The sequence below is a fragment of the Tenacibaculum adriaticum genome (assembly GCF_008124875.1).
GTDB classification, from domain to species: domain Bacteria; phylum Bacteroidota; class Bacteroidia; order Flavobacteriales; family Flavobacteriaceae; genus Polaribacter; species Polaribacter adriaticus.
Genome location: NZ_VNIA01000003.1, coordinates 91000 through 109155, shown reverse-complemented (window position 1 = coordinate 109155; position 18156 = coordinate 91000). Strand labels below are relative to the sequence as shown.

15 protein-coding genes are annotated in these 18156 nt (G+C 31.8%); 8 read left to right on the top strand and 7 right to left on the bottom strand.

The genetic code is table 11. The annotated features are described in order from the left end of the window. Positions 1 to 2: 2 nt before the first annotated feature. The 4 genes from trpC to C7447_RS09455 form a co-directional block, all read right to left on the bottom strand. Entirely contained in the window at positions 3 to 791 is a 789-nt protein-coding gene (gene trpC / locus C7447_RS09470; protein WP_148870279.1) for an indole-3-glycerol phosphate synthase TrpC, read from the bottom strand. 73 nt (positions 792 to 864) lie between these two features. After that, positions 865 to 1851 carry an anthranilate phosphoribosyltransferase gene (trpD, locus tag C7447_RS09465; RefSeq protein ID WP_148870278.1) on the bottom strand — a complete coding sequence of 329 codons (987 nt, stop codon included), beginning with the start codon at positions 1849 to 1851 and terminating at the stop codon, positions 865 to 867. 2 nt (positions 1852 to 1853) lie between these two features. After that, on the bottom strand, positions 1854 to 2429 hold the full coding sequence (locus C7447_RS09460) for an anthranilate synthase component II (protein WP_148870277.1): 576 nt from the start codon (positions 2427 to 2429) through the stop codon (positions 1854 to 1856). Between the two features lies 1 nt (position 2430). Further along, on the bottom strand, positions 2431 to 3822 hold the full coding sequence (locus C7447_RS09455) for an anthranilate synthase component I family protein (RefSeq protein WP_148870276.1): 1392 nt from the start codon (positions 3820 to 3822) through the stop codon (positions 2431 to 2433). 378 nt (positions 3823 to 4200) lie between these two features. Here C7447_RS09455 and asnB point away from each other — a divergent pair, with 378 nt between their 5' ends. After that, positions 4201 to 5862 carry an asparagine synthase B gene (asnB, locus tag C7447_RS09450; RefSeq protein ID WP_148870275.1) on the top strand — a complete coding sequence of 554 codons (1662 nt, stop codon included), beginning with the start codon at positions 4201 to 4203 and terminating at the stop codon, positions 5860 to 5862. Positions 5863 to 5937: 75 nt separating this feature from the next. Here the strand turns inward: asnB and cysK are convergent, their stop codons facing one another. Together cysK and C7447_RS09440 are read right to left on the bottom strand one after the other, a co-directional pair. Beyond that, positions 5938 to 6855 carry a cysteine synthase A gene (gene cysK, locus C7447_RS09445; protein ID WP_148870274.1) on the bottom strand — a complete coding sequence of 306 codons (918 nt, stop codon included), beginning with the start codon at positions 6853 to 6855 and terminating at the stop codon, positions 5938 to 5940. Position 6856: 1 nt separating this feature from the next. Continuing rightward, entirely contained in the window at positions 6857 to 7687 is an 831-nt protein-coding gene (locus C7447_RS09440; RefSeq protein WP_148870273.1) for a serine O-acetyltransferase, read from the bottom strand. Positions 7688 to 8165: 478 nt separating this feature from the next. On the opposite strand from C7447_RS09440, the gene gyrB reads away from it, so the two are divergent. The 7 genes from gyrB (at position 8166) to C7447_RS14980 (ending at position 17299) form a co-directional block, all read left to right on the top strand. After that, positions 8166 to 10103, top strand: a complete 1938-nt coding sequence (gyrB, locus tag C7447_RS09435; RefSeq protein ID WP_148870272.1) for a DNA topoisomerase (ATP-hydrolyzing) subunit B — start codon at positions 8166 to 8168, stop codon at positions 10101 to 10103. A gap of 84 nt (positions 10104 to 10187) precedes the next feature. Next, the gene (locus C7447_RS09430; RefSeq protein ID WP_148870271.1) at positions 10188 to 11225 is read left to right on the top strand and encodes a DUF6588 family protein; all 1038 of its coding nucleotides are present in this window, start codon (positions 10188 to 10190) and stop codon (positions 11223 to 11225) included. A gap of 136 nt (positions 11226 to 11361) precedes the next feature. Continuing rightward, a complete protein-coding gene (locus C7447_RS09425) occupies positions 11362 to 13218 on the top strand; it encodes a PQQ-binding-like beta-propeller repeat protein (RefSeq protein ID WP_148870270.1) in 1857 nt (618 codons plus the stop codon). 152 nt (positions 13219 to 13370) lie between these two features. Next, entirely contained in the window at positions 13371 to 14297 is a 927-nt protein-coding gene (gene mdh, locus C7447_RS09420; protein ID WP_148870269.1) for a malate dehydrogenase, read from the top strand. Positions 14298 to 14405: 108 nt separating this feature from the next. Continuing rightward, the gene (locus tag C7447_RS09415; RefSeq protein ID WP_148870268.1) at positions 14406 to 14888 is read left to right on the top strand and encodes a GNAT family N-acetyltransferase; all 483 of its coding nucleotides are present in this window, start codon (positions 14406 to 14408) and stop codon (positions 14886 to 14888) included. Positions 14889 to 15108: 220 nt separating this feature from the next. Next, the gene (locus tag C7447_RS09410) at positions 15109 to 16197 is read left to right on the top strand and encodes a glycosyltransferase (protein WP_148870267.1); all 1089 of its coding nucleotides are present in this window, start codon (positions 15109 to 15111) and stop codon (positions 16195 to 16197) included. Continuing rightward, positions 16190 to 17299, top strand: coding sequence for a glycosyltransferase family protein (locus C7447_RS14980; RefSeq protein ID WP_246143054.1), 1110 nt, complete (start codon positions 16190 to 16192; stop codon positions 17297 to 17299). Before C7447_RS09410 ends, C7447_RS14980 begins: the two co-directional genes overlap by 8 nt. Here C7447_RS14980 and C7447_RS09400 read toward each other — a convergent pair. Continuing rightward, positions 17289 to 17975, bottom strand: coding sequence for a cell division ATP-binding protein FtsE (locus C7447_RS09400; protein ID WP_148870266.1), 687 nt, complete (start codon positions 17973 to 17975; stop codon positions 17289 to 17291). The two genes, C7447_RS14980 and C7447_RS09400, sit on opposite strands and share 11 nt — an antisense overlap. Positions 17976 to 18156: the final 181 nt, after the last annotated feature.

The window sequence follows — 18156 nt, the reverse complement described above, 5'->3', positions numbered from 1 at the left end:
AATTATCTGATCTGACTGATAAATTCTTGACACGCTAATCCAGGATTTTCCTGACTCATAAAAGTCTCACCAATTAAAAATCCTTGAAACCCATACTCTTTTAATCCAGTTACAATTCTCGGATTACTAATTCCGCTTTCTGAAACTTTGATTGCTGTATCAGGAATTTGACTTGCTAATTCTATAGAATATTCTAAATCAACTTTAAACGTTTTTAAATCTCGATTGTTAATTCCGATAATCTTATTGTCTAAATCAGAAACCTTATCTAAATCTTCCTGTGTGTGAACTTCATATAAAACTTCCAATCCTAAATCTTTTGCTAGTTGACCATAATTTTTAAGCTGTTCTTTTGTTAAATAAGCAGCGATTAAAAGCACAACATCTGCTCCAATCGCTTTGGCTTCCACAATTTGAAATCCGTCAACAATAAAATCTTTTCTAAGAATTGGTTTCGTTGAATTAATCGTTCTTGCTTCCATTAAATCGGCCATCGACCCTCCAAAAAAAGAAATATCTGTTAAAATGGATTGCGCCGCAACATTAGCCTCTAAATAACCCGTAGTTACATCAGAAATTGAGGCTTTATCGTTGATAATTCCTTTAGATGGAGATTGTCGTTTAAACTCAGCAATAATCCCTGTTGAATATTTATCTGTTAAGGATTCTTTTAATGAAATGGGTGTTCTTTTAAAATTCGGACTTTCTACCAATCTCTTAATTGGTACTTCTGCTTTTATTTTTGCTATTTCTTGCTTTTTAAAAGCTACGATTTTATCTAGTATTGTCATTTATATTCTATTTTGTCTGATCGAGCGCAGTGGAGATCTATTAAAATCTCTCGACTGCGCTCGAGGTGACAGTTTATTTAATTAATTTCTGTAAACATTCTTTTGCTTTTAATCCTAATAAAGAAGATTTTGCTTCATCAAAAGCGTCTTCAAAAGATTTTTTTTCATCAATAATTGTTAACGCAAAAGCTGCATTGGTTAATACCACATTATTTTGCGCTTGGGTTCCTTCACCATTTAAAATGGTTTGGAATATTTTTGCTGCTTCCTCAACTGAGTTCCCTCCGTAAATATCTGATTGTAACAACGTTTTTTGCCCTAAATCTTGTGGAGTAATTAATTGCTCTCCATTTTTACTGAACAATTTAAATCCACCAGTTAATGAAATTTCATCATAACCATCAAGTGCATGAACAATTCCGTAATTCGAGTTTTCTTCTTGTAAAATATAATTATATAGACGCGCCACTTCTAAATTGTAAGTTCCTAACAATTGATTTTGAGGCGAACTCGGATTCACCAGCGGCCCCAACATATTAAAAAATGTTTTTAACTTCAATTCTTTTCGAGTTGGTCCAACTGCTTTCATCGCTGGATGAAATTTTGGCGCATGTAAAAAACAAATATTGGCTTTCTCTAACTGTGATTTTAACGTTGCTTCATCATTCGTAAATTCATATCCAAAGCTTTCTAACATATCCGACGAACCCGATTTTGACGAAACACTATAATTACCGTGTTTTGCTACTTTTTGTCCAGTTCCTGCAACCACAATAGAGGTTAACGTTGAAATATTAAAGGTGTCTTTTCCATCCCCTCCTGTACCGACAATATCAATCGTATTGTAATCAGACAAATCGACTTTAATTGCCAATTCTTTTAAGGCTTCTCTAAATCCTGAAAGTTCATCAACTGTAATTGGGCGCATCATAAAAACGGTGAGAAAAGAAGCCAAATGCGCTTCGTTATATTTTTCACGAGCAATTGACATCAAAATTTCTTTCGCCTGTTCTTGTGATAAGCGTTTATGTTGATATAATTCGTTTAAAATATCTTTCATTATTACTTCATATTATGAATGAAATTCTTCACAATTTGCTCTCCTACTTCCGTTAAAATACTTTCAGGATGAAACTGAACCGCACTTATATTATACATTTTATGACGAAGTGCCATAATTCCACCATCTTCATCAATTGCTGTTACTTCTAATTCCTCAGGAAAATCTTCGTTAGAAGCAATCCAAGAATGATAACGTGCTGCTTCAAATACTTCAGGAATATTTTGAAATATTTTAGCCTCTTTTTGGGTTACTTTCATATCCGTAGCAACACCATGAAAAACTTCATTCATATTAATGATTTTCCCGCCGAAAACCTCGGTAATTGCCTGCAAACCTAAACACACACCAAAAATCGGAATCTTGCCCGCATACCTTTTAATGACATCTTTTAAAATTCCTGCTTCTTCTGGAATTCCCGGACCAGGAGATAGAATTAATAAATCATATCCTCCTACTTCTTCTATCGAAATCTCATCGTTACGATAAACATCTGGCATCTTATCGGTAATTTTTTCTACCATGTGCACCAGATTGTAAGTGAACGAATCGTAATTATCTAAAATTAATATCTTCATCTTAAATATTTTCTGCTAAGATTAATGCTTTTTTCAAAGCTGCTAACTTGTTATTTACTTCTTGTAATTCGTTTTCTTCGTTAGAATGAATTACAATTCCTGCTCCTGCTTGATAATATAACACATTGTTTTTACTCACAAACGAGCGAATTGCGATGGCTAAATTTACCGAACCATCAAGACCAATAATTCCTACAGCTCCACCGTAAAATCCACGAGATTGATTTTCATATTTATCAATCAATTGCATTGCTTTGTATTTAGGCGCACCACTTAAGGTTCCTGCAGGAAAAGTATCTCCAACAATTTTAATAGGATCTCCTTTTATGTGTCCTTGCACGGTTGAAACTAAATGTATTACATGACTAAAATACTGGATTTCCTTAAACACCTCAACCGTTACATTTTCGGCATGTTTACTTAAATCGTTACGCGCCAAATCAACCAACATTACATGCTCAGCTGTTTCCTTTTTATCTTCGGAAAGCTTTTTACCCAGTTTAATATCTTCTGCCATATCTCCCGTTCTTCTGAACGTTCCTGCAATTGGATTAATAATCGCTTTTCCGTTATTGATTTTGATTTGCGCTTCAGGTGAAGATCCCATTAACTTAAAACTTCCGTAATCAAAATAAAACAAATACGGTGATGGATTAATTGAACGTAACGCGCGATACACGTTAAACTCATCTCCTTTAAATTTTTGTTGAAATTGACGTGATAGCACTAACTGAAAAACATCTCCTCGTTTACAATGTGCTTTCGCTTTTTGCACATATTCTTTAAAATCTTCATCTGTACAATTAGAAGTTTCTTCTCCAGTAATTTCAAACTTTTGCGTATTAAAAGCCTGTGCTTCTATAATTGTTTCTATCTCGTGAATTCTAGAAGTTTCTCCGTTTTCAATATTTTCTACCAACTGCATTTCATCATTAAAATGATTAATTGCAATAATGAACTTATAAAAACTATACTGCATCATCGGTATCGCAGACGGAGCTTCTTTTACATTGAATTTAATCGTTTCAAAATACTGAACACTATCGTAAGTTGTGTAACCGTACAGTCCGTTAAAAGGTTTAATGCTTGCACCACAATCTAAATCGATCGTTTGCGTAAAATCATTAAATAATTGATTAAAATTTCGATCAATTGCTTGAGAACTAATTTTCTCTCCTCTCAACGAAACGGAAAATTCATTCTTATCTGCTTTCATAGAAACAATAGGCTCAATACAGATAAATGAATAACTCTCTTCTTTACTATGATAATCTGAACTTTCCAATAATAATGTATTCGAATATTTGTCGCGCAAACGCAAATACAAACCTACAGGAGTAACCGTGTCTGAAATTTTTTGTTTGCTAATCGTTGTAAATTGTAACTTTTTCATTCTATTCCTTAAATATGGACAATAAAAAAAGGCTTATCATGAGATAAGCCTTTTCGTTTATTATATACATAACAAGATGGTCTCACTAACGTAAGTTAAGAGTTTTCCACCACCAGTTATTTTGTTTGTTCATCATTATGCAACAAATGTATAAAGTGATTTTATATTGAGCAAACTTTTATTACAAATTTTAAAAAGAATTAACAAAACATAGGTTTTATAGTCAATTCACATAAAGAATAATTACAATTTAAAATCAAAATGAACTTAAAATATAAATTTAATAACCAATAATTGATTTTTTGTTTTCAAAAATAAACATAATTCGGTTATTTGTAAAATAATTAAAACAAAAACTAAGAATTTAAATAAAATATTATGTGTGGAATTGTATGTGCGTTTGACTTAAAAGAAGAATCTGAAGCTTTAAGACCTCAAATATTAGAGATGTCAAAAAAAATAAGACATCGTGGTCCAGACTGGAGTGGTATTTATAGTGATGACAAAGCTATTTTAGCGCACGAGCGTTTAGCGATTGTAGATCCCACTTCTGGGCAACAACCTTTATTAAGTAAAGACAAACGTTTTGTCTTAGCTGCTAATGGAGAAATATACAACCACCAAGAACTGCGCAAACAATTTGAAGGTAAATATGAGTTTCAAACAAAATCTGATTGTGAAGTAATTTTAGCTTTATACCAAGAAAAAGGAACGGAATTTTTAGATGATTTAAATGGAATTTTTGGTTTTGCTGTATACGATGCCAAAACAAATGAATACTTAGTTGCCCGAGATCATATGGGAATCATACCACTATATATGGGATGGGATAAAAAAGGAACTTTTTATGTGGCTTCAGAATTAAAAGCTCTGGAAGGTTATTGTAATAAAATTGAAGTATTTCCTCCGGGACACTACTATACTCGTGAGGGCGGATTACAAAAATGGTATTCTCGAGACTGGATGGAATATGAAGCTGTTAAAGAAAACCAAACAAATATTGACGAATTACATGACGCTTTAGAAGCAGCTGTTCATCGTCAATTGATGAGCGATGTTCCTTACGGGGTTTTACTTTCTGGTGGATTAGACTCATCAATAACCTCTGCAATTGCTAAAAAATATGCAGCAAAACGTGTAGAGTCTGGAGATAAAGATGAAGCTTGGTACCCACAGTTACACTCTTTCTCTATCGGACTAGAAGGCTCTCCAGATTTAGAAGCAGCTAAAAAAGTTTCTGAACACATCGGAACCATACATCATGAAGTTGTATTTACTATTCAAGAAGGATTAGACGCTATTAGAGATGTAATTTACAACCTAGAAACCTACGATATCACGACAATTAGAGCCTCTACTCCAATGTACTTATTAGCACGCGTTATTAAGTCTATGGGAATTAAAATGGTTTTATCTGGTGAAGGTGCTGACGAACTTTTTGGAGGCTATTTATATTTCCATAAAGCTCCCAACGCTGAAGAGTTTCACAAAGAGAATGTTCGTAAGCTAGATAAACTATATCAATACGATTGTTTACGCGCCAACAAAAGCTTAATGGCTTGGGGAATTGAAGGTCGTGTTCCGTTTTTAGATAAAGAATTTATGGATGTGGCTATGCGCATCAACCCACAAGACAAAATGATTAACGGTGAGCGAATGGAGAAATGGGTATTACGTAAAGCATTTGAAAGTTATTTACCAGAAAGTGTTGCCTGGAGACAAAAAGAACAATTTTCTGACGGAGTTGGTTATAGCTGGATAGACACATTAAAAGAAGTGGTAGAATCGGAAGTTACCGACGAAATGTTAGCCAACGCAGAACACCGTTTTCCTATTCAAACTCCAAGAGCAAAAGAAGAATATTATTATCGCTCAATTTTTGAAGAGCACTTTCCAAGTGATACAGCAGCCTTAACAGTCCCTTCGGTTCCATCGATTGCCTGTAGTTCACCAACCGCTTTAGCTTGGGATGCAAGTTTTCAAAATGTAAACGAACCAAGCGGAAGAGCGATTAAAGCAGTACACGAAGATGCTTATTAAGAAGGATCTTTGTTTTTTTTTAAATTTTTAGTTGTAAAAAAATCCCGCATAAAGCGGGATTTTTGATTTTACTCTTTATTCTGAAAACAACCCATCTACCGACCAATAACGCTCTCCTGTATCGTAGTTAAAGGTTAAAACTGTAGATCCTTTCGGTATCTCTTTTTCAATTTTAGCCAAAGCCGCTAATGAAGCTCCAGTAGAAATACCTGCTAAAATCCCTTCTTTTCTTGCAAGTTCTTTCGCAAACTGAAAAGCTTCTTCTTTTTCAACTGTAATTACACTATCTACAAATTTAGCATTATAAGTATCTGGTATAAACCCAGCACCTATTCCTTGTAACGGATGCCCTCCTGGTTCACCTCCACTTAATACTGGAGATAAAGCAGGCTCTACCGCATAGGTTTTTATATTAGGGAAATGTTGTTTCAATATTTCTGAAACTCCAGAAATGTGCCCTCCAGTTCCAACACCTGTTACAAAATAATCCACCCCATCAGGAAAAGATTTTAAAATTTCTTGAGCTGTTGTTTTTTTATGAATTTCAGGATTTGCCATATTATTAAATTGCTGAGGCATCCATGAATTAACGATCTCTTCATTAAGCGCTGCTGCTTTAGAAATAGCTCCTTTCATTCCTTCCTCTTTTGATGTTAAAACTAATTCCGCTCCATAAGCCGTCATTATTTTACGTCTTTCGATACTCATTGATTCTGGCATTACCAACTTCAATTTATATCCTTTAACTGCCGCTACCATAGCCAAACCTACCCCAGTATTTCCAGAGGTAGGCTCAATAATTAAAGTTTCTTTATTTAATAAACCTTTTTCTTCAGCATCTTCAATCATAGCTAAGGCTATTCTGTCTTTAATACTGCCGCCAGGGTTTGCTCTTTCTAATTTCACCCATACATTTATATTTTTATTAAAAAGATGGTTAATTCTCACTTCTGGAGTATTTCCAATGGTTTCTAAAATGTTGTAACTTTTCATGTTATATAACAAAATTTATAGGTTGGTGTTTTATTTTTTTTCCTTTTACAATAATTTGACTTTTATGAAATACCCTCGATTCTGGCTCAACGCTTTCAGTTAACCATACATTCCCTCCTATCACACTATTCTCTCCAATTATTGTATCTCCTCCCAAAATGGTTGTTCCTGAATAAACCACCACATTATCTTCTATAGTAGGATGTCTTTTTTGCCCTTTTACATCTCTTGACACTGAAATTGCCCCTAGAGTTACCCCTTGAAAAATCTTTACATTATTTCCTATTATTGTTGTTTCCCCGATTACTACACCTGTTCCATGATCAATTACAAAACGATTTCCGATTTTTGCTCCCGGGTGAATATCAATTCCTGTTTTACTATGTGCATATTCCGATAAAACTCTTGGTATAATTGGAATATATAACTTGTGTAATTCGTGAGAAAAACGATAAATAGCAATTGCAAAAAAACCTGGATATGCTATTTGTATTTCTCTTACTGATTTGGCTGCTGGATCGTACTCAAGCATAAATTCCGCATCCTCCTTTAATGTTGCATATATTAATGGTAAAGCTTTAAAAAACGCTTCTTGAATTTTTAAAATTTCATCATTAGGAATAGAAACATCACACAAAACTTCCTTTAAATGAGCTTTTAAAGCTGAAAAAACATTTTCAAAATCTTTTTCTGAAGTTATTCTTACATCTCCTATTTGAAACAAGACATCATACAACTTCTGTATAAATTGCTCTGCTTTATTTTTTACTATAAAACATTTATTTTCAATTATTGAAGATAAAAACTGAGTTTTAAAATTATTTTCTTTCATTCGATTTTTTTATACTAAAAAACCACCTCTATAGTTACAGAAGTGGTTTTTATATATTTTTTTGAATTTATAATATACTAAATAGCCAACAACTGCTTCTTATTAAAGAAACAACACTGACAAGTAATTTTTTTATTGATTTGCTTACTAAACATTTATTACAAATATAAAACGTTTTTAAGTCCCAATAAACCCTTTTTTACAAAAATTGCAAAAATAAAAGTCTTTATTTTATCGTTTCTAAGCCAATTTTTGCTTTTGTGTTCTTATTAACCAACTAAAAACTATATGTTTTTATCTTTAAAATGATTTTTAAGCGTTTTAAGACACTTTTTTTAAATCAACAAATGTTGATAATTTTCGACCACAATTCCTTAAAAACTTTTATTTAAGGCTTTAAAATCGTAAATTTGTAAAGACAACAATCACCTCAAAGGTGATTGTTTTTTCTAAATGAAACTATTAATTCTCTTATAAAATGAGCGAAGAAAAAAAACATAATTATTCAGCCGATAGTATTCAGGCGTTAGAAGGAATGGAGCATGTACGTATGCGTCCATCCATGTATATTGGTGATGTTGGTGTGCGTGGTTTACACCATTTAGTATATGAGGTTGTAGACAACTCTATTGATGAGGCATTAGCAGGTCACTGTGATAGAATTGATGTTACCATTAATGAAGATAACTCCATTACTACCAAAGATAACGGACGTGGTATTCCTGTAGGAATTCACAAAAAAGAAGGTGTTTCTGCTCTTGAAGTTGTAATGACCAAAATTGGTGCGGGTGGTAAATTCGATAAAGATTCATACAAAGTTTCTGGAGGTTTACACGGTGTAGGAGTTTCGTGTGTTAACGCACTTTCTGATCATTTAACTGCAACTGTTCATAAAGATGGAAAAATATGGCAGCAAGAATACGAGAAAGGTAAAACTTTATATCCTGTTAAAACTATTGGAGAAACAGATTTTAATGGAACTATTGTTACTTTTTTACCAGACAAATCTATCTTTCAACAAACTACTGAATACAACTACGATACCTTAGCTACACGTATGCGTGAATTAGCCTATCTAAATAAGGGTATTACGATCACTCTAACAGATAAGCGCAATAAAGATGATGAAGGGAATGATGCTTGCGAAACTTTTCATAGTACGGAAGGTTTATCTGAATTTGTAAAATATTTAGATAGCACTCGCGAACAGCTAACCGCTGGGGTAATTGCAATGGAAGGTGAGAAAAACGGAATCCCTGTGGAAGTAGCCATGGTATACAACACTTCATATTCTGAAAACTTACACTCATACGTTAACAACATTAATACGCATGAGGGAGGAACACATTTATCTGGTTTCCGCCGTGGATTAACAAGTACATTAAAGAAATATGCAGATGAATCTGGCTTGTTAAAAAACGTAAAATTCGAAATAGCAGGAGACGACTTCCGTGAAGGACTAACAGCAATTATTTCTGTAAAAGTTGGAGAACCTCAGTTTGAAGGACAAACTAAAACTAAATTAGGGAACCGTGAAGTTACTTCCGCAGTATCTCAAGCTGTTTCTGAAATGTTAACAGATTATTTAGAAGAAAACCCTAATGATGCTAAAACGATTGTACAAAAAGTAATTTTAGCAGCCCAAGCCCGTCATGCCGCACGTAAAGCTCGTGAAATGGTACAACGTAAAACGGTGATGAGTATTGGAGGTTTACCTGGTAAATTATCTGATTGTTCTGAAACGGATCCTGCTCAATGTGAAATTTTCTTAGTTGAGGGAGACTCGGCAGGTGGTACTGCAAAACAAGGTCGTGATCGTAATTTTCAAGCTATTCTTCCTTTAAGAGGAAAAATCTTAAATGTTGAAAAAGCGATGCAACATAAGGTGTTTGAAAATGAAGAGATTAAAAACATGTTCACTGCACTAGGTGTTTCAATCGGTACAGAAGACGATCCGCGAGAATTAAACTTATCTAAATTGCGTTACCATAAAGTAGTTATTATGTGTGATGCCGATGTAGATGGTTCTCACATTGCCACTTTAATTTTAACATTCTTCTTTAGATACATGCGTGAAATGGTTGAGCAAGGATATATCTATATCGCTACACCTCCTTTATATTTAGTTAAAAAAGGACAAAAACGCGAATATGCTTGGGATGATAATCAACGTGATTTAATCGCTCAAAAAATGGGGGGAGGAGTTAACATTCAACGATATAAAGGTCTTGGGGAGATGAATGCTGAACAATTATGGGACACTACCATGAACCCTGAGTTTAGAACACTTCGCCAAGTAGTAATAGATAGCGGTACTGAAGCCGACAGAGTATTCTCTATGTTAATGGGAGACGAAGTTCCGCCACGTAGAGAGTTTATTGAAAAAAATGCGAAGTATGCGAATATCGATGCATAAGCCAAATTGAATAATATATTTAAAAGTCTTACCAAATTGGTAAGACTTTTTTATTTTAGCCATTTAACAAACAATCCTCATATTATGAAAAACAACTTATTATTATTTTTATTTTCAGTCGTTTTAGCAATTAACCTAAATGCTCAAAATGGACCTGAAGGGATTTTATTTGCTAGCACTCAAGATGCAAATAGATTAACTCAAGCTTATATGAACCCTGCTATGAAAGGATTAATTTATGGAATGAACAACGGATGGTATCATACCGCAAAAGTTCATAAGAAATTTGGATTTGATTTTTCAATAAACTTAAACGCATCTTTAATACCGTCTAAAGATGAAATGTTTTCACTTTCTAATTTAACTTCAGTTAATCAAAATACTACAGGAGGAAGCATTACATCTGCAACAATTGCAGGATCAGAAAATGATGGCGCTTTAGCAACTGTTAATTTTGATGAAGACATAAACGGAGTAACATATAATTACTCAGGAACCTTCGAAATGCCTGGAGGTATCAAAGAAGACCTTCCATTAAACGCTGTTCCTACCCCTGTTATACAAGCAAGTATGGGACTCCCTTTTAAGTCTGATATAATATTACGTTATGTACCCAAAGTAGGAAGTGATGATGTTAAAGGCGGATTGTTTGGAATTGGTCTTAAAAAGGAAATTACTGATTGGTTTGGTCCTTTAGGCAAAACTCCACTTCACGTATCGCTGTTAGCTACTTATACTACTATGGGGGTAGACTATACTATAGTTGACGAAAACCCTAATGACAATTTTGATATACAAGATGGTTTTGTAGATTTCAATTTAAACGCATATACTGTACAAGCTATTGCGTCACTTAATTTCCCTATTATAAACCTTTATGGAGGTCTTGGTTACACTGGCGGCAACTCATCATTAAAAATGTTAGGAACATATACCGTTGATTACAACTTATCAGTATCACAGAGAGAATTAGTAGATCCACTAAATTTAGATTTTGATGCAAGCGGTTTTAGAACTACTCTTGGAGCAAGATTAAGCTTAGGTTTCTTTAAAATTTTTGCCGATTATACACTTCAAGAATACAATAGTGTAAATGCAGGTATCGCTTTTAGCTTTAGATAATATTATAAAAAAATATAATATTAAGAACCCAACGAAATTCGTTGGGTTTTCTAGTTATAACACTTATAAATCACTAAATATATTTTTCCTATTTTTAGCTCCTTTAAACAATTTTATAATCCACAAAAAAATTCAAATGAAAACAAAAATCCTCTTATTATTTATTTTAACTACTTTTTTAGGCCATGCGCAAAACAAGCTTTGGGAACGAGATTTGAAAAGTGAATTATATCAAGTCGGTTGGATTAAACAATCCAACGAAGGAAACATTATTGCTTCAGGAGCAAAAGGTTTATTAGCTATAAATAGTACAAATGGTGATATTATATGGCACAATAAAGAATTAAAAGCTGTTGATAAAAATACCTTTTTAAGCATTGAAGGCCTTCCCTTCATTTATATAGAATATAGCCCTCTAGCAGGAAAAACAAGAGGTTTGATTATGAATTCAAACAATGGAGATATTGTTTTTGACACAAAAGATGAAGGCTATAGAATTAAAAACTATACCGTTTTACATGATAGAGGTATAGTACTATTTCAACTTTTACAAAACAAAAATCGTAAATTAATGAGTTTTGATCTTAAAACAAACAAAACCAATTGGATTATTGATTTAGGTGAAGTTGGAGGTTTGTTAACAAAACTACTTGGATCATCATTTATCAATCACGGACCTTTCTTTATTGGAGAAAACAATTATATAATTGGTCTGAAAGACGAAATTTATGCTATTAATTTTAGCGACGGAAAAATAATATGGAAACACGAAACTAAAAAGAAAATAAAAGCTTTAGTGTATTCAAATAATAATAATAGTTTATATGTAGGGATAAAAAAATCTAATAAACTATTAGTATTAAACCCTAACAGTGGAGAAGATATTACTCCTGGCAAATTAAAATTAAGAGGTACATTAATAGATGTTATGCCAGATGAAACTGGCGACCTTATTTTAGTCGAAACAGAAGGGTTTAACATTATAGATCCGAAAACAAACCTATTTAAATGGAAAAAAAGCTTTAAGATAGATTTTTTAGACCAAGTTATTCCTCATGAAAAAGGAATGATCGCAATTGGTAAAGATGAAAAAAAAGGATCTATAGCTTTGGTTTCAAATGAAGGTGAAAAAATATGGGATACTAATGTAGATGGATACGCCTACTACATAACTCCAACCTCAAAAGGAGTATTATATATTTCTACAGAAAGATCAAATATTCTTGATTATGAAAAAGGAAAAGATGTTTGGAAAAGAGATGTAAAATTTAAGTCAATACCTGCTGTTACTTTTGATGAAAAAGAAAACAAAGTTGTATTATTTGAAAATGAAAAAGGATATAAGTTTGATTTAGAAACTGGAGTTATTGATCTTTTTGCAGAAGACATTGAGTTAAAAGAGGTGAAAAGAAAAACACCTTTAGTTGCAGAGTACATCAAAGATGAAGGTTATTTACTATATACAGATCAACACATGTCTTTACTTAGTCCGAATGGAAAAGTAAAATACACAAGTTACTACAAACCTGCTTCATCAGTTGAAGGTTTAGTTGGCGTAGCACAACTCGGGTTAGCTTTTGCTGGTGTAGATTTAGATATAAAAGGATCTATGGACAATATAACGATGCTAAGCAGTTTATCTAACGGCGCATATAGAACCTCTAAAGATCAAACTGATGGAACGTCAGAAAGTTCAGAAATTGTAGGTTTATATGTTGGTCCTGACGAACAAAACATGAAGGAAGTTTTTAGTGTTACTTCAAAAAGGTTTTTCAACTCAAAAAGAATAAAAAATAATCAATTCATTGTAACCAAAATAAAAAGACAAGACTTGCCATCTATTCATAAAATATTAATGATTAACAAAAAAACGGGAAATGTTGACACTCAAATAGAATTGTTAGACAAAATACCAAATTATGTTATAGATGAAATAGACAATGTGGTTTTCTTAAATGAAAAAAACCATATGATTTCAGCTCATAAATTCTAACTCCTATTTTACAAAATAAAAGAGTTAAAAATAATCATTATAATTAGTATATAAACCTCATTGAAATTTCAATGAGGTTTTACTTTTTTATCCATACCCAAATCCCTATTTTTGTGTATCTTATTAATAATTTTCAATAAAAAATATATAAAATGAAAGTAACAGTTGTAGGAGCAGGTGCTGTGGGCGCAAGTTGTGCTGAGTACATTGCTATTAAAAATTTCGCCTCAGAAGTTGTTTTAGTCGATATTAAAGAAGGTTTTGCCGAAGGTAAAGCAATGGATTTAATGCAAACCGCTTCATTAAATGGTTTTGATACTAAAATTACAGGTACTACTGGAGATTATAGTAAAACTGCAGGCTCTGATATTTGTGTAATTACTTCTGGTATTGCTCGTAAACCAGGAATGTCTCGTGATGAGTTATTAGGAATAAACGCAGGTATCGTTAAAATGGTAGCTAAAAGTTTAGTAGAAAATTCTCCTAACACAATTATCATTGTTGTATCTAACCCAATGGATACGATGACATACTTAGTACACAAAGCAACTGGATTACCAAAAAATAGAATTATCGGAATGGGTGGTGCATTAGATTCTGCTCGTTTCAAATATCGTTTAGCTGAAGCGCTAGGAGCTCCTATTTCTGATGTTGATGGAATGGTTATTGGAGGTCACTCTGATAAAGGCATGGTGCCATTAACTCGTTTAGCAACTCGCAATTCGGTTCCTGTTTCTGAGTTTATATCAGAAGAAAGATTAAACCAAGTAAAAGAAGACACCAAAGTTGGTGGGGCAACCTTAACTGGTTTATTAGGTACTTCTGCTTGGTACGCACCAGGTGCAGCTGTTTCTGGTATGGTTCAAGCAATTGCTTGTGATACCAAAAAAATATTTCCTTGTTCTGCTTTATTAGACAGTGAATATGGCTTATCAGACTTATGTATAGGTGTTCCTGTTGTATTAGGCAAAAAAGGAATTGAGAGCATTGTAAAAATTAATTTAAATGATGCTGAAAAAGAACATTTACAAGCATCTGCTGAAGCTGTTAAAAACAACAATAAAGCATTAGAATTATAATATAACAACTTATATTACTTTACAAAAAGCAATCTCGAAAGAGGTTGCTTTTTATTTTGAACATAAGCCTAATTCATTTAAATTTAACCTTAATCCAATTTATATATTTTGAAAGTAACGATTCGACAAATAGAACAAAAAGACAATGCTTCATTAGCTAATATGATACGCACTGTTTTTGAGCAACACAACGCTCCTAAAGAAGGTACAGTTTACACAGATCCAACCACTAATAATTTATACGAATTATTTAGAACTCCTAAATCAATTTTATGGGTAGCAGAAGTAAATAGTAAAGCTATTGGTTGTTGCGGAATTTACCCTACTATTGGTTTAGAAAAAGATTGTGTGGAATTGGTAAAGTTTTATTTATCGGAAGATGCTCGAGGAAAAGGAATTGGAAAACAGTTAATGCAAAAAAGTGTAGAATCTGCTAAAGAACTCGGTTATAATCAAATTTACCTAGAAAGTTTACCCGTTTTTTCAAAAGCAGTCGGGATGTATGAAAAATTAGGCTTTGAAAGGTTAGTAAAACCTTTAGGTGAATCTGGCCATACAACTTGTAATATCTGGATGCTAAAAGAAATTTAAATTACTTTTAACCTTTAAAGCTTACATAAATTTGTTAATAAATAATAAATTTATGTAAAAAATGTTAAAATTCAACTCACTATGTAAGTTTACTGATTTTCAATCGTCTACAAAATAGAGAAACACTTCTTGTGTTTCTTTTTCATAGTTTTTCATAGCAATTTTCCCGCTTCAATTCTTGAAGCGGGTTTTCTTTTTTATCTTCGAAAAAAAATATTTTTTGAAAAAAGTTGTTATTTCAGTTTCTAATAATTTAGTCACCGACCAACGAGTTGACAAAGTTTGCAATACTCTTTTTCTAAATGGGTTTGATGTTCTATTAATTGGACGTAATTATCCGAGAAAATTATCCGAAATGCTAAACAGAACTTATAAAACAAAAAGAATTCGTTTACTCTTTAACAAAGGTTTTCTCTTTTATGCTGAATACAACATTCGTTTATTTTTCATCTTATTATTTACAAAAAAAGACATTTTACTTGCTAACGATCTAGATACGCTTTTACCTAACTTTTTAGCAAGTAGAATTCAACGGAAAAAATTGGTTTTTGATAGTCATGAGCTATTTTCTGAAGTTCCTGAATTAGTCAATAAAAAATTTATAAAAAGTGTTTGGGTTCAATTAGAAAAGTCTTTAATTCCTAAATTACAAAACAACTATACTGTTTGTCTAAGTATTGCTAATTATTACAAAGAAAAATACAATACAAACTTTGAAGTTATTAGAAATTTACCCGTAAAAAATGATGTTATAATTTTAAAACTTCCTTTTAAAACCAATAAAAAAATTATTATTTACCAAGGTGCCATAAATCTTGGACGCGGATTAGAGTTAATGATAAACACCATGAAATATTTGGATAATCATTTATTTTTAATTGTTGGTTCTGGAGATATTATAGATGATTTACAAAAAAAAGTAGAACGAGATAAACTAGAAGGTAAAGTTTATTTTTATGGAAAAGTAACTCCCGATGAATTACAAAAAATTACTCCTAACGCTATTTTAGGAATTTCCTTAGAAGAAGATTTAGGGTTGAATTACAGATATGCTTTACCCAATAAAATTTTCGATTACATACAAGCTAATGTTCCTGTTTTAGTTTCCAATTTACCAGAAATGAGAAAAGTTGTCACTAATTATAGCGTAGGTGAAATAGTTTTAGACAGGAATCCTGAAATGTTAGCAAATCAAATTGAAAACTTACTGGAAAAAGATTTTTCAAAAGCATTACAATTAGCGAAAAATGAATTGATTTGGAAAACAGATGAAGAAAAATTAATTTCAATTTTTAAAAATTTTGGATAAAAACTTAAATATAGTTTCGTTTGATGTTCCTTATCCGCCAAATTACGGTGGAGTGATTGATGTTTTTTACAAATTAAAAGAGTTACACAACTTTGGTGTAAAAATTCATCTTCACACTTTTGAATATGGACGTGGAAAACATAAAGAATTAGAAAATATTTGCGAATCTGTAACCTATTACAAACGAAACATGTCTCCTTTTCTTTTTTTCTCAAAAACACCTTTCATTGTTCTAAGTAGAAAAAACAAAAAACTTCTACAAAACATACAAAAAAGTAATTTCCCAATCCTTTTTGAAGGTTTACATACTACTTTTTATCAAAAAAAAGTAATAAACAAAACATATGTTAGAACCCATAATATTGAGCACAATTTTTATTATGGGCTAGCAAAAAGTGAAACGAATTTTTTAAAAAAAATATTTTTTTATTCTGAAACAAAAAAATTAGACCCTTACGAAAAAATCTTAAAAAAAGTTGATGGTGTTTTTTCAATCTCTAAAAACGAACAAGTCTATTTTAAAAAAAAATACGGAAACAAATCTATATATGTACCTGCTTTTCATGATGCTTCCTTTAAAAAACATAAAACAATAAAAGGTAAATATGTGTTATGGCATGGAGATTTACGTGTATCTGACAATATTAAAGCAGCCCTATTTTTAATTAATGTCTTCAAAAAATCAAATTTTAGTCTAAAAATTGCTAGTAGTAAAGAAAATACATCTATTATAAATAAAATAAAAAAAACTAAAAATATTGATTTTGTTAACTTAAAAAGTGATCGTGATTTAGGTAATTTATTTGAAAATGCTCATGTAAATGTTTTATTAACTTATCAAAAAACCGGAATAAAACTCAAGCTTTTAAACTCACTATACAAAGGAAAATTTATTATAGCTAATAGTAATATGATAGAAGATACAGGCTTAGAAAAATTATGTGAATTAGCCAATACTAAAGACGAAATATTAATTAAAACCAAAGAGCTTTTTGATCATAATTTCACCTCCAATATTATTGGAAAAAGAAAATTAGTGTTGACTGATTTCGACCCTAAAAATTCAGCAAAAAAAATTATAGAAACAATTTTTACACTTTAGATTGCTGCATTACTTCAAACAACTTACCATCTTCACACTTTACTGTTTTTTGTTTGAATTTTACGATTAATTGATAATCGTGAGTAGCCATTAAAATCGTTTTACCACTTTGGTGAATTTCATTTAATAATTCCATCACTTCTAAAGATGTTCTCGGGTCTAAATTACCCGTTGGCTCATCTGCTAAAATTAATTCAGGATCATTTAAAAGCGCTCTTGCAATTGCTACACGTTGCTGCTCCCCGCCAGAAAGTTCGAAAGTTTGTTTGTAGTACTTCTCTTTCATCCCCACTTTATCTAAAACTTCGTGTATTTTTTCTTTACGTTCGTTTTTGTCTTTCCAACCTGTTGCTTTTAAAACAAACTCTAAATTATCAAACACATTTCTATCATTCAACAATTTAAAATCTTGAAAAACAATTCCAAGTTTTCTACGCAAAAAAGGAATGTCTTTTTCCTTCATTTTCTTTAAATCGAACCCAACAATAGACCCCAATCCACGTTGTAAACGTAAATCTCCATACAAAGTTTTCAATAAACTACTTTTACCACTTCCTGTTTTTCCTATCAAATAATAAAAATCACCTTTATTAAGAGTGAAATTCACTTTTGATAACACCAAATTATCTCGTTGATAAATATCTGCATTGTCTAGATGTAGTACTGCGTTTTCCATAAAAGTAGATTTCTACAAATCTATTATTTATTATTGATTATCCACTACATTTTTTATTTTTGAAGCGGTTAATCCAACAAATCAAAAAAAACCACGTTATTTAAACATTATAACGACTACTACTATGAAAAAAACCGCTTTTATTAAAAGTGTTTTAATCCTTTTTTGCTGCTTTTGGCTA